The following is an 18,716-nucleotide window of genomic DNA, read 5'->3' on the forward strand; positions in this document are numbered from 1 at the left end:
GCCGGTCTGCGCCTTGTCGTTGATGACCCGCCGGACGAGCTCAAGACTACCGTCGGACAGGTACTCCGCCTCGTCAATCATAATGACCGTATCGCGCCCTTTTAAAGCATCCACGATTCGGGAGATAACGACGCTCATACCGCCTTTGGTATCCAGCCCCAGCGCGCGGGCAATAGAAGCGACAAGGACATTTTTGGTAAAGCTCGCATCAACTTCGATAAAAATGGCGCTATGGCTTTCCGCGGCATAATTGCGGAGCGCGGTGGTCTTACCCGTTCCGGCATCTCCCACGATAACCGCAATATCAGCCTCATCCTGCGCAATGCTTAACGCTTTACGGATCGACCCCAGCGTGTCCGTCTCGGCAGTGGGGATTTGCAGCCGTTCAATCCGGCGTTCTTCCCGCTTTAACCATGCCTGCACCGCATCTTCAAAGGCTTTGATATTGCCGTTATAGGTGCGGTTTTTATACGCCGATACAACGGCTGATGAATAGCCTAAGGCTTGCGCCGCTTTTGCTTGGCTAATCCGCTTTCCCTCATCGGGGTTTCCCACAAGGGCGAAAAACTTTTGATACAGTTCTTCGTTCATTCCATCTTTTTTATCCATAATTATTCTCCTTCCCATTTGAATAAAAAAATTGCTCTTTAATCGGGGTCAATCGGAAGCCGTAAGGTACGCTTGCGTCTTGGTGCTAACGGTTCCCCGCCGACGACCTTTTTTGTTTCCAAAAGCCCTTCAATAATCTGCGATTCCTCATCCGCCGCCATCCGCTCTGCAAGCAGCTCGGCAGGCGTTTTCCTTGCTTGCCTGATTTCTTCGCTCCGCGGATAGGCGTCGATATGCTCACGCGCTTTCTTTTGAAGCCTGCGTACTTTCCGCAGCTGCTCCTCCGTAATGCCCTTATCTTTGAATAAATCGCTTTCTGCATCGAACTGATAGACCAAGTCAGGCAGACTGAAAATTGCGGCCTTGCCGATGTCGTTTATATCCCGTCTGACTTCTACTTTTTCGCCGATAAGCCGTGCCATTTCGCTGTTGTAATAGCTGATACCGTCCATCGACACGCCGTTTCGCTGGATGACCCGCTTCTCCCGTACCGTAAAGACATACTTGCGGTATTCTTCCGGCATTTCCCGCTTACACTCGAAGGTTTCGGCAAACACTGTATTCGGGGTTTTACCGTCCATCCCTTGCCCTGAGTGCTGCCAGCTTGAGTTAAACCACGTTACAAATTGTTCAAAATCACGTCGTAATTGCTCCAATGTGTACGTTACTTCTATCTTATCCCGCCCGTTGATGCGTCCCCAGAACAGTTTTTTATCTTCCGGAGCATCAACCGTATTGGAGCCGACATAAAAATCCTGTGTCTTTGAAAAAAGTTCGCAGACGCTTCTAAAAAAGCGTTCAACCGGCTTTGATTGCCCCCGATAGGGAGTTGCAAAATGTACGTTCGTTTTGCAGTCCTGCAGTACCCCTTCAATGAGCTCCAGCGTCTCTTTTTCAGGTTTTGTCCTGCGCTCTTTCCATTCGCTTCCGGCAAACCATTCGCTTCTAAAGTCCTTGCCGTTATCAACAAGCATATTTTCAAAAAGCCCATACCGGTCGACGCTTTGAGCAAACGCCCGCATAATTGTCAGCGTGTTCGGCACCACATCAATCCACCAGCCGGTAATGGTGCGGCTTCTCATATCCATAAAAAGCGTAACCCACGGCCGGAAAATGCGTCCTTCGTGCGTGATGACAAAATCGAAGATATGATGATCGCCACAGCCCCATTCCATCGCCTTAAAGAGCGTATAATCGCGCTCGATGTACGGATCGAATTTGTCGTGATAGGCTTTTTGTCCTTCCCGATAAAAGACTTTGACCGAGTTCGGAATTTCTTTGATGTACCGGTTGACGGTAACGTATTTGAGGTCATAGCCGAACTGCGCTAAGTCGCGGGCGACCGACGCTGCGCTCGGTTTGCGTAAGTCGAGGTAGAGCGAGTTGATAATTTCTTTTGCTTTTTCATCAAAACTTGCTCCAGCTCCGCCGCGCCTGCGGGCATATTGCGGGACAAGCCCTGCAATGCCGTGTTCCTGATAGACGGCAAGCCAATTTTTATAAAAGTTAGACTGGGTATGGATGTTGCCCCAGCGTCCGAGCCGCTCGCGGAGATCGGCAGCAACCGCCCCGGACTCGTAGGCTGCAATAAAGGCTTTTGCCGAAAGCCCCGATTGTGAATAGGCTTCGATAAGTTTGACGCGCATGGCTGCGATGCGTAAGCCCGCTTCGCTTGAAGCATCAAGCGGTTTTATCGCTTTGGTTACTGCACCCCGCCCGTTATACGAGATGATTGTGACCTTTTTTTCCGCCTCAGACGCGGGTTTTAATGCCGTTTGAAGCGCCTGTAAATCCATTTTAAGGCTGGCTGCATAGGCTCGCTGGACATCGTCAGGGAGAAATTCGAGCTGGAATACTTGGCACATACCGCCATTTGCTTTAATAGAGCGGTTCCGCCATTGCTCATTGCGGGCGCGTTTGTTTACGCCCCGTTTCGTTATTCCTAAGATATTTGCTATTTCTATTGCCGAAATCCATCTTTTGACCATACCGTTACCTCGCTTACCGCATACGCCCCGCTCTTTTAGGGGTTGAAAGACAAGCCTTCCTGTTTGAAAAAGGCGAATGCATCTTCAACTAACCGCTCCGGTGTTGTTATCAGCACGGTTGTCTCCCTGTGCTCCCAAGCAGCAGGGCGCCATTGCTGCGAGCCTTCCGGACTCGGCAGCTGCTCCCAGCCGGCAAAAAGAGCCGGACACGTAGAAAAATCTTCAAGGACAACGATGTGCGACATATAGGGAACCTGCTGCATTAAGGCGACGATAGCTGGATTAAGCGTGAAAAATATGCAGAAGTCATAGTTATCGTGGGTTAAAATGTTTTCGAGAGTGGAAAAACGAAAGGGGTTGGCTCCAATGCTATAATGCTCTCTTTTTTGCGCACGTTTATTTAGTGTTTCCCGCAGTGAAACTATTTCGGTTATTTGCTGCTTAGCCTTTGTGTAGTGGTCGTGATATACGCAGATATTGATTTCCATATTGTACCTCGCTTTTTTTACGCGCCTTTATGCGGTTCGGTTTTGCAATCTTCCGGCATTGCTGCAAGAAGCTCGTTAAAATCGGCATACCCAAGCACTTCGCAGAGTGCTTTTTTTGTAGGTACAGACCCCTTACGGCCGGTCAAAAAATGTGATACAATTTGAACGGAACGGTTTGCTTTATGTGCAACGGTTCCGAGGGTGTAGCCATTGAGCTTTAGCTGGTACTGAATCCAGCAGCCCATCCGTGTGGTAATTCTGTCTGCCACAGTTTTGCCTCTTTATTCTTTAAGAAATCCTCTGCACAAGGATTTCTTTTTTGGGTTATGTCGGTATTTGTTTCTACCGATGATTTTATTATAAATTTTTTGCTAGTTTTGTCAATCGCTTTTTGCGAGTTTTTGACAGAAAAGTCGTATTTTGCGAGGTTTTTATGGATTCAGATACAAACAAACGGCTTACAGAAGTTAGAATTAATTTAGGACTTACGAAAAAAGAATTTGCAGATAGCTTAGCAATAGCCAGTACAGTAATTGTTGATATAGAAAATGGAAAAAGAGAACCGTCAAAAAACCTTCTTTTAATGGTTGCTGCACAGTACAGTATTAGCCTCAACTGGCTTTATTTAGGCATTGAACCGAAAAACTTACCCGGTAAAATTCCATCACTACCAGCTACGGTTGAAACGGCAAAAATTCCTCTATTGAGCCAAAAAGTTTCTTGCGGCCCGGGACAAGACTGGGAAAGTGAAAATAATATCATTGATTATATAGATGTTTTTAATATTTCACGGTTAAAGATAAAGCGGCTTTTCGCCCTCAAAGTTGAAGGCTCCTCTATGATAGGAGCCGGAATCCATAGCGGCGATTATGTACTGTTTGACGGCACTATAGATCAAAGAGTTCGGGACGGACTATATGTTTTTGCGCTTGATGGGGAAGTGTTTTGTAAACGTCTTGAATTTGATATGAATAAGATTAGAATTTATTCTGTTCGGCATATTGATTTAGACAAGGCAGAGCTGATGAGAACCCTTGATACACAGGATATGAATACGGCTGAACGGCTTACCATATTCGGCAGGGTTTTATATTGGATTCACCCGTATGACGATAGCATTCATAAGGCTTAAAATTTTATTTTAAGTATAAAATTTTACTTTTTAGTTCCCGCTTTCATAAAAAAAGGTGGGAACTAGAATTGGTTCCCACCTTCGTTTATTTTTATATTAAATCTCTTTCATAAATCACAATATAACGAATACTTATACCGTCAGTTCCCACCTTTAGCAAATTAGGAATTTTCAGTTCCCACCTTTGGCGAAATCACGGGCTTTTTAAGATAAGGCTCTTTCTGTGAATTTTGCCGTATTTTGTATTGTTTTCCCACCAGCATCCACAAAAAAGCGTTAAAAACCGCAAAAATTACCACTTAAAGGCTGTTTTAACGGATTTTAACGCTTTTGAAGCCTTTTTCATATTTTGGTTGATTCTCTCGAAAAACTCGCATTTTCTCTCGTTTTTTCACATTTTTTCTTATTTTTTGCTAGGGAATTTTTTCAGTCTTTTTATATCGTAACTACTTATTATATGGATATTTAGGCTTGCTTTTCGGGGCTTCTTGTAATTCCTATTACTGGTGATAGCCCACAGCACCCAGAATAGGCGTTTCCATGCCTACAAAGGATCTGCAGAGATGGACTCAGGACGGCGACAATATTAAAATGTTGTTGGAAAAATCGGGCTACAAAGTCGATTTGCAATATGCAAACAACGATATAGCCGTACAGGCATCTCAAATTGAAAATATGCTGACTAAAAACTGCAAAGTAATAGTTATAGCAGCAATCGACGGTTCATCGCTCACGGAAGTTCTTAAAACCGCCAAAGAAAACGGCGTTCCCGTTATTGCTTATGACAGACTTATTATGAACAGCGATGCGGTACGCTATTATGCAACATTCGACAACTACAAGGTCGGTCAATTTCAGGGAGCTTACCTGCGCGACACGCTTAAATTGGACACGGCAAAAGAACCTGTATACATCGAATTATTTACCGGCCCCACAGACGATAACAATGTGAACTTCTTTTTCCCGGGTGCAATGGATATTCTAAATCCTTACATCAAAAAAGGCGTCTTGGTCGTCCGTTCAGGACAAACCGAAAAAGCTCAGGTTGCAACACCCAACTGGTCAACTGAAGAAGCTCAAAAAAGAATGGAGAATTTGATCAGTGCCTACGGTTACGGTCCGACAGGCACAAAACTGCACGCGGTATTATCATCAAACGATTCCGTTGCGCAGGGTATTACCAATGCACTTGTTGCGGCCGGATACACGAAGGAAAACTTCCCGCTGCTTACGGGACAGGACTGTGATATTACTTCGGTAAAAAATATGTTGAAAGGCCGTCAGAGTATGTCGGTATTTAAAGATACCAGAACACTGGCAGGTAAAGTATCGGAGATGATTGACGCTCTCGTAAAAGGAACAAAACCTCCGATTAACGACACAAAAACATATAACAACGGTACCGGAGTTATTCCTTCATTTTTGTGCGAACCTGTTTTTGCAACAATCGATAACTATAAAAAGTTATTGGTTGAAAGCGGCTATTATACCGAAGCGCAGTTGAAGAACTAAAACCGATTTGTGCTGAGGACTTAAACAGTGCCGATTAACTGTCGGCACTGCTTTTGGATTGCGATTAAATACGGAAACAAAATGGAGACTGTTTTGACGGAAACGCTGTTGGAAATAAAAAATGTTACAAAAACATTTGCAGGTATAAAAGCTCTAAATGACGTCAGTCTGAAAATTACGCGGGGTGAAATCCATGCCCTCGTAGGTGAAAACGGTGCCGGCAAATCAACACTGATGAATATTTTAAGCGGCATTTACCCCTACGGTACCTATACCGGTGATATACTATATGAGTCCGAACGGTGTACGTTTCATTCGGTAAAAGACAGTGAACGTAAAGGTATCGCCATTATTCATCAGGAATTGGCTCTTGTTCCCCACCTCAGTATTGCTGAAAATATTTTTTTGGGAAACGAGCAAGGAAAATCATTTAAAATTGATTGGGAAAAAACCTTTGCAAAAGCCGATGCGCTGCTTCGGACGGTAGGGCTGCATGAATCGTCACGGACGCTGATTAAAGATATCGGAATAGGCAAACAGCAATTAGTTGAAATTGCAAAAGCTTTGGCAAAAAATATTACGTTTCTCATTCTTGACGAGCCGACAGCTTCGTTAAACGAAACGGATTCACAAAAATTATTACATTTATTACTTGAATTTAAAAAGAAAAATATAACATCAATTATTATCTCACATAAATTGAATGAGGTATCCTTTGTTGCGGACAAAATAACTGTTATCAGAGACGGCTCTGTAATAAAAACTTTTGATAAAAAAACGGATGATTGCAGCGAAGATCTAATAATCAACGCAATGGTCGGTAGAAATCTGTCGGAACGTTTTCCGCCGCGCACACCTTGTATAGGGGATATTCGGTTTGAAGTAAAAGACTGGACGGTTGAACATCCTCTGTATGCGGAACGGGAAGTATGTAAAAATATCAATATTAATTTACGCAAAGGTGAAGTTGTCGGTATAAGCGGTCTTATGGGAGCGGGGCGAACGGAATTTGCAATGAGTGTATTCGGACATTCCTACGGCGCGAATATCCGCGGACGGATTTTTATAAACGGGAAGGAAGTCCGGCTTAAAACCGTAAAAGATGCAATAAAACACGGAGTGGCATACGTAACGGAAGACAGAAAGGGCAACGGCTTAATTTTACATACAAGCATTTGCAAAAATACGACTTTAGCAAATATACGGAAAGTAAGCCGCCGCAATGTTATCCAAATCGATAAAGAACATGAGGCTGCACGGGAATGTGTTGAACAACTCAAAACAAAATGTACGGGAATAGAACAATCCGTAGTAAATTTATCGGGAGGGAATCAGCAAAAAGTGTTACTCGGCAAATGGATTTTTGCCGAACCCGAAGTGCTGATCCTCGATGAACCAACGCGCGGTATAGATGTGGGCGCAAAATATGAAATTTACTGCATAATAAACCGCTTGGCTGCAGAAGGAAAATCCGTATTGATGATTTCTTCGGAATTGCCGGAAATTTTAGGTATGTGCGACAGGATTTATGTTATGAATGAGGGTAAAATTGTGGGAGAAATTCCGCGGGAAGAAGCTTCACAAGAAGCAATAATGGCTTGTATCGTCCAAACGAAAAAGGAGAACACAAATCATGCTTAATACTCTTTCGATTAAGAATATATTGAAAAAAAACACAATGTTTATAGCGCTCATTGCATTGATGATTTTATTTCATGCCCTGATCAGTTTTGCAGACAGCGGTTCCTTATTTGCCCCGACAAATATTTCAAATATTATAAGTCAAAACTCTTATGTTGTTATTTTAGCAACCGGAATGCTGCTCTGTATTCTCAGCGGCGGCAATATCGATTTATCGATCGGTTCAATTGTCGCACTTATCGGGGCATTAGCTGCCCATTTAATTATTCTTTTACATTGGAATATATATGTCGTGATGATTTTATGTTTATTGGCCGGTACGGCAATCGGGGCATGGCACGGCTTTTGGATTGCATACATACGCATCCCGGCATTTATTGTAACATTGGCAGGTATGCTTTTATGGAGAGGCGTTGCCTTAATTATTCTTAACGGTTTAACTTTGTCGCCGTTTCCGGAAAATTATTTACGTTATTTTACCGGCTTTATTCCGATAACAAAGGATAAAGGATTGATATTTTCCGTAACAGTCGGAACGGCAATTTTATGCTGTCTCATTTTCATTGTAAAGGAAATTGTGCAACGTATACAAAAAAAACAAAAAGCATATTCAACTGAAAGCTTCGGAATATTTCTTATACGCATTATTCTGATTCCTGCAATTGTATTGTTTTTAGCAACACTGCTCGGTCGCCATAAAGGAATACCGGTGATTTTAATTCTTTTAACCGTTGTTGTTCTTGTCTATACCTACATTACTCAAAATACGGTACCGGGCAGGTATTTATATGCGATGGGCGGTAACGAGCGAGCCGCTAAGCTGTCGGGTATTGATACAAATAAAGCGTTGTTTTTTGTATATGTAAATATGGGATTTCTTTCAGCCCTTGCCGCTCTGGTTTGTGTCGGCCGTTTTAATTCGGCAGCGCCTACGGCCGGTATGAATTATGAACTCGATGCGATCGGTTCATGTTTTATCGGAGGAGCATCGGCATACGGCGGAACGGGAACGGTCGGAGGAGCGGTTGTCGGAGCTATTTTTATGGGTGTTTTGAACAACGGAATGTCCATTTTAGGTATAGACTCGAACTGGCAGAAGGCGGTAAAGGGACTTGTACTTTTAGCGGCGGTTGCTTTTGATGTCCTTTCAAAACGCCGTGAAAAAAGTTCAGTCTAATCCGTAAAAACAGATTGTAAATGAGTACCAAAGAGGACAGGGGAAATATGAACATAGTTGCCGGTATTGATTTAGGAACGCAAAGTTTAAAAGCGGTTTTATACGATTACGAACAAAAACGTATTGTCGCACAAGCATCCTGTCCTTTGGACTTGATTTCCAAAGAGGACGGAACCCGCGAACAAAAAACCGAATGGTACGATGCGGCATTAAAAAGCGTCTTTGAAAAACTTCCGTGTGAATTGCGTTCGCAGATACAGGCCGTCGGCGTCTCCGGTCAGCAGCATGGCTTTGTCCCTCTTGATAAAGACGGATTAGCTCTTTATAACGTAAAACTGTGGAACGATACGTCAACCGCTGAAGAATGCCGCATCTTAACCGATAAAGCAGGGGGGAATGCCGAAGTTATAAAAGAAGTCGGCAACCTCATGTTACCCGGCTTCACTGCTCCCAAGATATTGTGGTTAAAAAAACATTTTCCCAACGCATGGAAAAACGTGCGCTCTATTTTGCTTCCGCATGATTACATCAATTACGTACTAACCGGAAGCTATGTTATGGAAGCCGGAGACGCCTCGGGGACAGCGCTGTTTAATCCTGCAAAACGCAGATGGTCGCGCACGCTCTGTTCTCTTATCGATGAAGGCTTATACGATTTACTTGCGCCTCTTATCGCTTCGGATACAAAAGCCGGAACGGTATCGCAGAAAGCCGCCGGTCTTTTAGGGATTCCTGAAGGTATTCCGGTTTCTTCCGGCGGCGGGGATAATATGATGGGGGCAATCGGGACGGGGACGGTCAGCGACGGCTTTTTAACGATGAGTATGGGGACGTCGGGAACGCTCTACGGTTATTCGGACAAGCCCATCGCCGACCCCGAACACGGTTTATCAGGCTTTTGTTCCTCAACGGGCGGATGGCTTCCGCTTTTGTGTACGATGAACTGCACGGTTGCAACCGAACAAATCCGTTCTCTCTTCGGCTTACCGGTAACCGAGTTCAACCGTCTTGCCGCAGCAGCTGAGCCGGGCGCTCAAGGAGTACGGGTTCTTCCTTTTTTTAACGGAGAGCGTACACCGAATTTACCGAAAGGAAGGGCAAGCATCACCGGTCTTACGATGACAAATTCGAATAAGGAAAACATCTGCCGCGCCGCAATGGAAAGCGCTGTCTTCGCCCTGAAAGGAGGCTTGGACGTCTTTAAAAAATTGGGTTTTGAACCGAAAGAAATACGGCTTATAGGAGGCGGCGCAAAAAGTCCCTTATGGAGGCAAATCGCCGCTGATATTATGAATGTGCCGGTCAGCGTTCCCGTATCGGAAGAAGCTGCCGCAATGGGCGCAGCCGTACAAGCGCTGTGGTGTCTTGAAGGTGGTACACCTGAGCGGATAAAGAGCCTTTGCGCTGAACACATTCAGTTGAGCAAAGAAAAATCGGCGGAACCGGGTAGCGCAGTTTGCGAATATGAACAGGCGTACCGCGATTATAATGAGATTTTGGGGCAGCTGACGCCCCTTTATGTATACGGCTAAATTTTTTTGAAGGCCGGCATTTTTTGCAAAAATTTTATTTGGAGGTTATATGTCATATTTTAAAGGAAGTACCGAATACTTTCCCGGTATCGGTAAAATAAGGTTTGAGGGGAAACAATCGAAAAACCCGCTTGCATTTAAATACTACGATGAAAATAAAATCGTTTTAGGTAAGCCGATGAAAGAGCATTTGCGTTTTGCAATAGCCTACTGGCATTCTTTTTGCGCTGCAGGAGAAGATCCCTTTGGGGCGGGAACAATGAAGTTTCCATGGAATAGCAGCACCGATGCGATGACAAACGCCGAAAACAAAGCGGATGCGGCCTTTGAGTTTATTACTAAAATCGGAGCGCCCTATTATTGCTGGCATGACCGGGATATAAGCCCCGAAGGGAAAAGTCCGGCTGAAAGTGAAAAAAATCTTATAAAAATTACCGACGGTCTATATGAGCGGCAAAAAGCAACCGGCGTCAAACTCTTGTGGGGGACGGCCAATGTATTCAGTAATCCGCGCTATATGAACGGAGCTGCGACAAACCCGCAGTTCGGCATTGTAGCCCACGCTGCAGCTCAGGTGAAATGCGCAATAGACGCAACGATAAAGCTCGGTGGACAAGGCTACACCTTTTGGGGCGGACGTGAAGGCTATATGTCGCTGTTGAATACCGACATGCAGGCTGAAAAAGAACACCTCGCCCGTTTTTTAACGATGGCACGCGATTATGCGCGTAAGCAGGGCTTTACCGGCTGTTTTTATATCGAGCCGAAACCGATGGAGCCGACAAAACATCAATATGACTTCGATGCGGAAACAGTGATAGGCTTTTTGCGTACCTATGGTTTGGAAAAGGATTTTAAACTGAATATTGAAGCAAATCACGCAGAGCTTGCAGGACACGACTTTTACCACGAATTATCGGTATGTGTTGATGCGGGGATGCTCGGTTCCATCGATGCAAATCGCGGTGATAGCCGAAACGGCTGGGATACCGACCAATTCCCTTCAAGCATATATGAAACGACGTTAGCTATGCGGGCGGTGCTGCGTATGGGCGGCTTTAAAACGGGCGGCTTAAACTTTGATGCAAAGCGCAGAAGAAACTCGACCGCACCGGAAGACTTATTTATCGCACATATCGGCGGTATGGATATGTTTGCACTGGGCTTGGAAAAAGCTGCCGCCCTTATTGAAGACGGGCGAATCGATGCATTGGTTAAAGAACGCTATGTATCTTTTGCAGAGGGAAAGGGCGCCGAATTTGCGGCGGGCAAAATGACCATGGAAAGTCTTGCTGCCCTTGCCGAATCCTATGATACGGTGCATCCTGCCTCGGGTAAACAGGAATTATACGAAAACATTCTCAACGAAGTTATTTTTAACGGATAAACGGTGTCGGTTACCATAAAAGATATCGCGGCGGCGGCGGGCGTTTCACGGGGGACGGTAGACCGTGTACTGCATAAACGTATGGGAGTAAATCCCGAAGTCGCGCAAAGAGTCCGCCTCATTGCCGATGAAATGGGATTTGCACCGAATATGGCAGGAAAAATTCTTGCCGCCCGTAAACAGCCGATAAAATTCGGCTGTTTACTTCCCGATGTGGGAAATCCTTTTTTTGACGGTATTATTGCCGGTTTTCACCGCGCAGAAAAAGAATTAAGCGATTTCGGAGTGTCCCTTCACATAGAACATATAAAAGGATTTGATATTGCTACGCATATTCATACGATTGAAAAATTAGCTTCCATGAACCTTTCAGGTTTATGTATTGCCACTATGGATATACCCGAAGTTCAATATACCGTACAAACTCTTATCGAAAAAGGAACACCGGTTATCAGTGTCAATACCGATATTCCTGATACCGATCGTCTATGCTATGTGGGCCCTGATTATACGAACGGAGGAAACACCGCCGCCGGTTTATTGTCGTTGTTAACAAAGAGCGAATTGAACATTTTAATAGTTACCGGCTCTTTTCATATTCGCGGCCATAATGAACGCATTCAAGGCTTTATCCAAGGTTTAATTGAAAGAAAATCTTCTTATACGGTTTTAAGTACCTTTGAATCACTTGATGACGATACGTATGCATACGAAACGACAATGAGCGCATTGGAAAAATATCCGGAAACAAACTGCATATTTATTGCCGCCGCTGGGGTTGAAGGGGTCTGTAAGGCAGTCGATCGATGGCATAAAGATTCGGAAAACAGAAAAAAGCCCTCTATTTTATCATTTGACGATATTCCGGCAACAAAGCGTTTGGTGAAAGACGGATTTATTGATTTTACCATTTGCCAGGAACCTGAACAGCAAGGATATATGGCTGTTTCAAAATTGTTCTCGTATTTAATGGCCGAAAAAAAATGCACCCCGCAGGATTATATAACGTCTACAATTATAAAAATCAAAGAAAATATATAGGGCACATCTCGTCATTTAATGCTGCTGAGCAAAATATTGAGCACTTGTACTCCAATGCTCTGCGCCGTATATTTTCAAAAGACTTGAGTCTTGACATAAATATGAATATTTTAGATGATGCCGCAATGGAGAGTGGGAGTGCGGTGAAATTTACCAGATCTTATTTGCAAACACTGTCAACGGATGCGCTCTTTACATTGGCAGACCAATACGGGCTTTTTTTGTCGTCGGATTTGACGCGGCATCTTTTGATCGGTGAATTGCTCGATCTTGATGATGGGTTTGCGAATGATGAATACAGTGGTGATTCCATTGCGGCGGCTATAAAACCTCATGAGGCGGCATACAGTTATAACCTGACCGAAATACGGGTTCTCTTAAAAAATCCGCTGTGGTTTTTTGTCTTTTGGGATTTCCATAAACGCCTTTTTACCGAATTAACGGAGGAAAAAGATTTTTCTTTTTTTTCACTGCGAGTGCATTCCCTCGATCCTGAGAACACTTCAAAATCGTTGGATTTTTTTGATATACAGGTGCTCAAGGAAGACCGCAGGCATTATGTGCATGTCTCTTTTGACGAATACCTGCATCGTATCGATTTAATGGCTCATTTTACGAATGGCCGTGAGCAGATATTAGCGCAATCGAATATCGTCGGTATGCAGCGGAAGAATATTCCGCAACGGCTTTGTATTTCACAAAATGCGGTGGATAAGATAATCGGTTTATCGGGATTGGCTGCTTTAAAGAAGTCCCACTTTCAGCATTACCGGCAGGCATTTAGGTAGAAAAATGAGCCTCAAAGAGCTTCGGTTTTTAGAGGTCTCCCCGTGTTCGACGAATCTATATTCGAGGTACCCGATGATTAAAAAAACGTTACTTTTTATTTTTCATGCTCACGTACCGTATATCCGCCATGATGATGAGAACGAGTTGCTTGAAGCGGCGCCGTTATACGAAATGATGTCATACGGTTTTTTACCGTTTTTACGGATGTGCAGCTGTTTGGATGCTGATGCTGTTCCGTTTAAGTGTGCGTTGGTAATTTCTCCGCTTTTGTGCGAAATGCTGAAGTCCCCTTTATGTCAAGAACGATACGGTGCATATTTGGATCGGCATATCGCATTTGCTCAACAGGAATTGAAACGGGCGGCAGGATTACCTCGGGAAGCTCTTGTGCGACAGTACCTTGAGTTTTTAACGCTGAATCGGGAAGATTTTCATGTTCGTTATAAAAAAGATATTTTAAGCGGAATAAATTTTTTTGCAGACAAGGGATATATTGAGCTGCTTGCAACATCGGCAACGCCGTGCTTTTTCCCGTTTTATCAGGATATGCCGGAAGCGCTTACCATGCAGATTGAACAAGGTCTCAGTAGTTTTCGGGAGCATTTTGCAACGGTGCCTGCAGGATTTTGGTTTCCGTCAATGGGGTATGACACGGGGTTAGACAGCATTATCAAATCGTATGGCCTCGATTATACCGTATTGGAAAGCCAGAGTTTCTTATTTGCCGACCGACCGCCGGTAAACGGCGTCTTTTCCGCAGCAATGGGAGAAAGCGGGCTTTCGTTTTTGGGAAAAGACAGCGCCGCATGCGCCGATATTGCGCATCCCGAAACCGGTTTTTATCTGCACCCCGATTACCTCGATACCGATAAAGATGCAGGGTTTGAACTTGATGGAAAAGCGCTTTCCCCTTTGTTCGATGTAAAGGAAGGCCGACGTACAACAGGCTTTTGTTATCACCGGCGAGGCGGCGGCGACTATGATGCAACAGCCGGTGCTCTACAGGCGGAACAAGACGCCGAACGGTTTCTTGCAAACCGTGATGCGGTATTAACGGAGGTCGCAAAACTGCTTGATATTGCTCCCGACCCGCTCTGCTCCGTTTCCGTGCTTCCGCTTCGTTTTCTCGGAAAAACGTGGAAGGAAGGAATACTCTGGTTGGAATCGGTCTTCCGCAAACTTGCACAGCGGCACGATATGCAGTGCGCCTTACCTACCGAATACCTGAAAAAGGTGCGGCGGATACAGAGCATTAATCCTTTTTATGCTTCCAACCTGCCGAGCGGATATGCGGATGAACTGATAAATAGCTCAAACGATTGGATGTTTCCCCGTATTCAAAAGGCTAGCGAACGGATGATCGACCTTGCAGGGCGTTTCCCTGATGATCAAGGTCTTAAAGAGCGGATGCTGAATTTGGCTGCGAAGGAGCTGCTGCTTGCGCAGTCGACTGATTGGCCGCTGATGGCGGATGCTCAAACTTCTGCCGAATACGCTGCTGCACAGTGCGAAGAGCATCTTGCTACTTTTACCGATGTGTATGATTCGCTCGGTTCCGGCTCGATCGGTACTGATCGGTTAATTAAAAGAGAAAAGGAATATCCGATATTTTCGGATATGAATTACCGTTTTTTTATAAGGAAATCCCGATAAAGCCTGTTTGCAGATAATCGGAATTGCCAAGGGGGGTAAGGAATGAAATTAGTGCTTATACGGCATGGTGAAAGCGAGTGGAACAAGTTGAACCTGTTTACCGGTTGGACTGATGTGGAATTGTCGGACAAGGGCGTAGAGGAAGCAAAGGAAGGTGGAAAGGCGCTTGCCGCAGCCGGTTTTGACTTCGATGTCTGTTACACCTCATACTTAAAACGGGCAATCCATACGCTGCAATTCGTGTTGGATGAACTTGACCGTAACTGGCTTCCTGTCGTTAAAACATGGAAGCTGAACGAACGGCATTACGGCGATCTGCAAGGATTGAACAAGGCGGAAACAGCTGAAAAATACGGAGAAGCGCAGGTAAAGATTTGGCGTCGCTCTTTCAATATTGCGCCGCCCGTCCTTTCGGAAGACGATGCACGCTGCCCGTATCTTCAAACGGCATACCGCGGTATCGACAAGGCGGAACTGCCCCGTACCGAAAGCTTGAAAGATACCATTGCACGGGCTGTTCCGTATTTTGAATCGGTAATTAAAAGGGATATGCTGGCCGGTAAGCGTGTATTGATTGCCGCACACGGAAATTCGCTCCGTGCACTCATTAAATACTTCGAGCACCTCAGCGACGAAGAGATTGTGCAGGTAAATCTGCCTACCGGTATCCCGCTTGTTTATGAATTTGATGTTAATTTTAATGTGATGAGCAAGGCCTATTTGGGCGATCAAGAAAAAATTAATGCCAAGATAAACGCGGTAGCGAATCAAGGCAAAGCAAAGTAAATGCAGGATACCGTTAGTCGCAGATTAAATCTAAGGAAAACCTCAAAAAACTGAGGTTTTTAGAGGTTCCCTCTAGTATGCAAGAAAATGAAGTACAGAACCGTGCGCACGCCAATAAACTGATTGTTAAAGGTGCGCGCGAGCACAATCTCAAAAATATCGATGTGGAGCTGCCCCGCGACAAGCTCATTGTAGTGTCGGGGCTTTCCGGTTCCGGAAAAAGTTCCCTTGCCTTTGATACCATCTTTGCCGAGGGGCAGCGGCGGTATGTGGAATCCCTTTCGGCGTATGCGCGGCAGTTCTTAGACCGTATGGATAAGCCCGATGTCGATTATATCGAAGGTTTGTCTCCGGCTATTTCCATAGAACAAAAGACTACGCACCGCAATCCGCGTTCGACGGTCGGCACGGTAACCGAAATTTACGACTACTACCGTCTCCTGTATGCCCGAACGGGGCACCCGCATTGTCCGCAGTGCGGAAAGGAGATTCAGGAGCAAACGGTCGATCAAATTATCGATGCGATTATGAGCTGGGAAGAGCGTACCCGCGTTCAAATCCTCGCGCCGATTATCAAGGGCAAGAAGGGTGAACACCAAAAAATTATCGAAGACGCCAAAAAGGCAGGCTTTCTCCGGGCGCGCATCGACGGACTGACGGTTAATCTGGAAGACGGCGTTAAGCTCGACAAACAGAAAAAACACACCATAGAGATAATCGTCGACCGTATTCAGCTGTCCGCCGATGTCCGCAAGCGGCTTTCGGAGTCGGTGGAAACTGCATTGGAAAGCTCCGGCGGGACGCTGATCGCATTGCGGCAAAAGACTGCGGACGACCCGATAACCGAAGTATTCTTTTCGCAAAAGAATGCCTGCCCCGATTGCGGTATTTCGATGCCGGAACTACAGCCGCGCCTTTTTTCGTTTAACAACCCCTACGGCGCCTGCCCCGAATGTACCGGGCTGGGGCATAAGCAGCGTTTCGACTTTAAGCTGATGGTTCCCGATACCTCGCTGTCCTTTAACGAAGGGGCATTCTTGCCCTACAATCCCGATTCTGCGTGGAACCGCGCCCGCTTTGAGTCGCTTGCCCGCCGCTTCGGTTTTTCACTCGACACACCGGTAAAAGATTTATCAAAAAAAGATTTAAAGGTTATTATGGACGGTTCCGGTCTTGAGCCGATTGAATTTGTATACGAACGGCAGGACGGATCGGGGAAGTCTAAGTACCGCCGTCCGTGGCTCGGCATCTATGCTGATATGCAGCGCCGGTATAACGAAGCGTATTCGGCAGCGCAGCGGGAGTCTTATGAAAAATACATGGCGGTAACAACGTGCGAATACTGCGGCGGCAGGCGGTTAAAGCCCGAAGCCTTGGCCGTTACCGTCGGCGGTAAAAATATTTACGAGTTAAGCAGCCTTTCCGTCGGCGATTCAATTACGTTTTTTGAAAAGCTCAAACTGACCGCCACGGAAAAGACCATCGCCCATCAGATTTTAAAAGAGATAACCTCCCGTCTCCGGTTTATGAAAAATGTGGGGCTCGACTATATTACCCTTGAACGGAAGGCGGCGACGCTGTCCGGTGGGGAATCGCAGCGGATACGGCTTGCAACCCAAATCGGCTCCAGCTTAATCGGGGTGCTGTACATCCTCGACGAACCGTCCATCGGGCTGCACCAGCGGGATAATCAGCGGCTGATCGATACGCTGCTGTACCTGCGCAACCTCGGCAATACGCTCATCGTAGTAGAACACGACGAGCAAACTCTCCGCGTCGCCGACTACATCGTAGACCTAGGCCCGGGCGCAGGGGTGCACGGCGGCGCTGTCGTAGCGGCGGGGACGCCCGACGAGGTGATGCAGGTAAAGGAAAGCCTTACCGGTCAGTACCTTGCAGGAACCCTCTGCATGGAACTCCCCGCAGAACGGCGGAAGGGGAACGGCTCCTTTTTAACCCTGCAGGGGGTAACCGAGCATAATTTAAAGAATGTTTCGGTTTCCATCCCGCTCGGAGCCTTTACCTGCATTACCGGCGTTTCCGGTTCGGGAAAGTCCACACTCCTTTCGGATGTGCTGTACCCCGCCGTGTCCAACGCGCTGATGCGCAGCGGCTTACCGGAGGGCGCATACAAAAAGATAAAAGGGCTTGAACATATCGATAAGGTTATCAATATCGACCAAAGCCCGATCGGCAGGACGCCCCGCTCAAACCCTGCGACCTATGTAGAGGTGTTCACCGCGATTCGCGACCTGTTTGCAAACTTGCCGGAATCGAAGGCGCGGGGCTATAAGCCGGGGCGGTTTTCGTTTAATGTGCGGGGCGGTCGCTGCGAGCACTGTCAGGGCGACGGCGCAATCGCAATCGAAATGAACTTTTTACCCGATGTGTATATCACCTGCGACGTGTGCCGTGGGAAGCGGTTTAACAAAGAAACGCTCGATGTTCGGTACAAGGGAAAGAATATTGCGGATGTACTTGATATGACCATCGAAGAAGCCGCCGAGTTCTTTGCTCCCGTGCCGCAGATCGCCCGCAAAATGCAGACCCTTCTTTCAGTAGGGCTCGGCTATATCAAGTTAGGACAGTCGGCGCTTACCTTATCAGGCGGCGAAGCGCAGCGGGTTAAACTGGCGCATGAGCTTTCCAAGCGCTCGACAGGGAAAACGCTCTATATTTTGGACGAGCCGACGACGGGACTGCATTTTGCGGATGTCAAACAGTTAATGGAGGTTATCCAGCGGCTGGTCGAGCAAGGAAACACCGCCCTTATGATCGAGCATAACCTTGACGTCATCCTGCAAGCAGATCATATTATCGACCTCGGTCCCGAAGGAGGTTCCCGCGGCGGCACCGTTATTGCGGAAGGTACGCCGGAAGAAGTTGCCGAAGTGAAAAATTCGTATACGGGCTTTTACATCAAAGAGATGCTTGACCGGTATCGGCAAAAAAGCTCATAGGTTTTTATAGACATCCGTATA

General features: G+C 46.0%; 15 protein-coding genes. 11 read left to right on the forward strand and 4 right to left on the reverse strand.

What is annotated here, in order from left to right:
- The 4 genes from HGH47_RS08045 to HGH47_RS08060 all read right to left on the reverse strand — a co-directional run.
- The coding region (locus HGH47_RS08045; RefSeq protein WP_432911597.1) for an AAA family ATPase at positions 1 to 609 on the reverse strand (609 nt) is incomplete at its 3' end.
- Between the two features lie 38 nt (positions 610 to 647).
- The gene (locus HGH47_RS08050) at positions 648 to 2,597 is read right to left on the reverse strand and encodes a transposase domain-containing protein (RefSeq protein ID WP_432911599.1); all 1,950 of its coding nucleotides are present in this window, start codon (positions 2,595 to 2,597) and stop codon (positions 648 to 650) included.
- A gap of 35 nt (positions 2,598 to 2,632) precedes the next feature.
- Positions 2,633 to 3,085 (reverse strand): hypothetical protein, encoded by a 453-nt coding sequence (locus HGH47_RS08055; protein WP_432911602.1) that lies wholly within the window; start codon positions 3,083 to 3,085, stop codon positions 2,633 to 2,635.
- A 17-nt stretch (positions 3,086 to 3,102) separates the two neighbouring features.
- A complete protein-coding gene (locus tag HGH47_RS08060) occupies positions 3,103 to 3,354 on the reverse strand; it encodes a hypothetical protein (RefSeq protein ID WP_432911604.1) in 252 nt (83 codons plus the stop codon).
- A gap of 164 nt (positions 3,355 to 3,518) precedes the next feature.
- On the opposite strand from HGH47_RS08060, the gene HGH47_RS08065 reads away from it, so the two are divergent.
- The 11 genes from HGH47_RS08065 to uvrA all read left to right on the forward strand — a co-directional run bounded on the left by HGH47_RS08065 (position 3,519) and on the right by uvrA (position 18,695).
- Complete coding sequence (locus HGH47_RS08065) at positions 3,519 to 4,217, forward strand: helix-turn-helix domain-containing protein (RefSeq protein ID WP_432911607.1); 699 nt, start codon at positions 3,519 to 3,521, stop codon at positions 4,215 to 4,217.
- Positions 4,218 to 4,757: 540 nt separating this feature from the next.
- Positions 4,758 to 5,729, forward strand: a complete 972-nt coding sequence (locus HGH47_RS08070; protein ID WP_432911609.1) for a substrate-binding domain-containing protein — start codon at positions 4,758 to 4,760, stop codon at positions 5,727 to 5,729.
- Between the two features lie 81 nt (positions 5,730 to 5,810).
- Positions 5,811 to 7,370, forward strand: coding sequence for a multiple monosaccharide ABC transporter ATP-binding protein (gene mmsA, locus HGH47_RS08075; protein ID WP_432911612.1), 1,560 nt, complete (start codon positions 5,811 to 5,813; stop codon positions 7,368 to 7,370).
- Positions 7,363 to 8,547 carry a multiple monosaccharide ABC transporter permease gene (gene mmsB, locus HGH47_RS08080; RefSeq protein ID WP_212564739.1) on the forward strand — a complete coding sequence of 395 codons (1,185 nt, stop codon included), beginning with the start codon at positions 7,363 to 7,365 and terminating at the stop codon, positions 8,545 to 8,547. The genes mmsA and mmsB overlap by 8 nt, the downstream gene beginning before the upstream one ends.
- A 47-nt stretch (positions 8,548 to 8,594) precedes the next feature.
- Positions 8,595 to 10,079 carry a xylulokinase gene (gene xylB / locus HGH47_RS08085; protein ID WP_212564740.1) on the forward strand — a complete coding sequence of 495 codons (1,485 nt, stop codon included), beginning with the start codon at positions 8,595 to 8,597 and terminating at the stop codon, positions 10,077 to 10,079.
- A 49-nt stretch (positions 10,080 to 10,128) separates the two neighbouring features.
- Positions 10,129 to 11,466 (forward strand): xylose isomerase, encoded by a 1,338-nt coding sequence (gene xylA, locus HGH47_RS08090; RefSeq protein ID WP_212564741.1) that lies wholly within the window; start codon positions 10,129 to 10,131, stop codon positions 11,464 to 11,466.
- Between the two features lie 3 nt (positions 11,467 to 11,469).
- Positions 11,470 to 12,507 (forward strand): LacI family DNA-binding transcriptional regulator, encoded by a 1,038-nt coding sequence (locus tag HGH47_RS08095; protein ID WP_212564742.1) that lies wholly within the window; start codon positions 11,470 to 11,472, stop codon positions 12,505 to 12,507.
- A gap of 143 nt (positions 12,508 to 12,650) precedes the next feature.
- On the forward strand, positions 12,651 to 13,295 hold the full coding sequence (locus HGH47_RS08100; RefSeq protein WP_230974312.1) for a DUF4912 domain-containing protein: 645 nt from the start codon (positions 12,651 to 12,653) through the stop codon (positions 13,293 to 13,295).
- A 73-nt stretch (positions 13,296 to 13,368) separates the two neighbouring features.
- Entirely contained in the window at positions 13,369 to 14,949 is a 1,581-nt protein-coding gene (locus tag HGH47_RS08105) for a 1,4-alpha-glucan branching protein domain-containing protein (RefSeq protein ID WP_212564744.1), read from the forward strand.
- A gap of 42 nt (positions 14,950 to 14,991) precedes the next feature.
- Positions 14,992 to 15,735 carry a 2,3-diphosphoglycerate-dependent phosphoglycerate mutase gene (gene gpmA, locus HGH47_RS08110; protein WP_212564745.1) on the forward strand — a complete coding sequence of 248 codons (744 nt, stop codon included), beginning with the start codon at positions 14,992 to 14,994 and terminating at the stop codon, positions 15,733 to 15,735.
- Positions 15,736 to 15,812: 77 nt separating this feature from the next.
- Positions 15,813 to 18,695, forward strand: coding sequence for an excinuclease ABC subunit UvrA (gene uvrA / locus HGH47_RS08115; RefSeq protein ID WP_212564746.1), 2,883 nt, complete (start codon positions 15,813 to 15,815; stop codon positions 18,693 to 18,695).
- Positions 18,696 to 18,716: the final 21 nt, after the last annotated feature.

Source organism: Treponema sp. OMZ 805, from assembly GCF_050937395.1.
Taxonomy (GTDB): domain Bacteria; phylum Spirochaetota; class Spirochaetia; order Treponematales; family Treponemataceae; genus Treponema.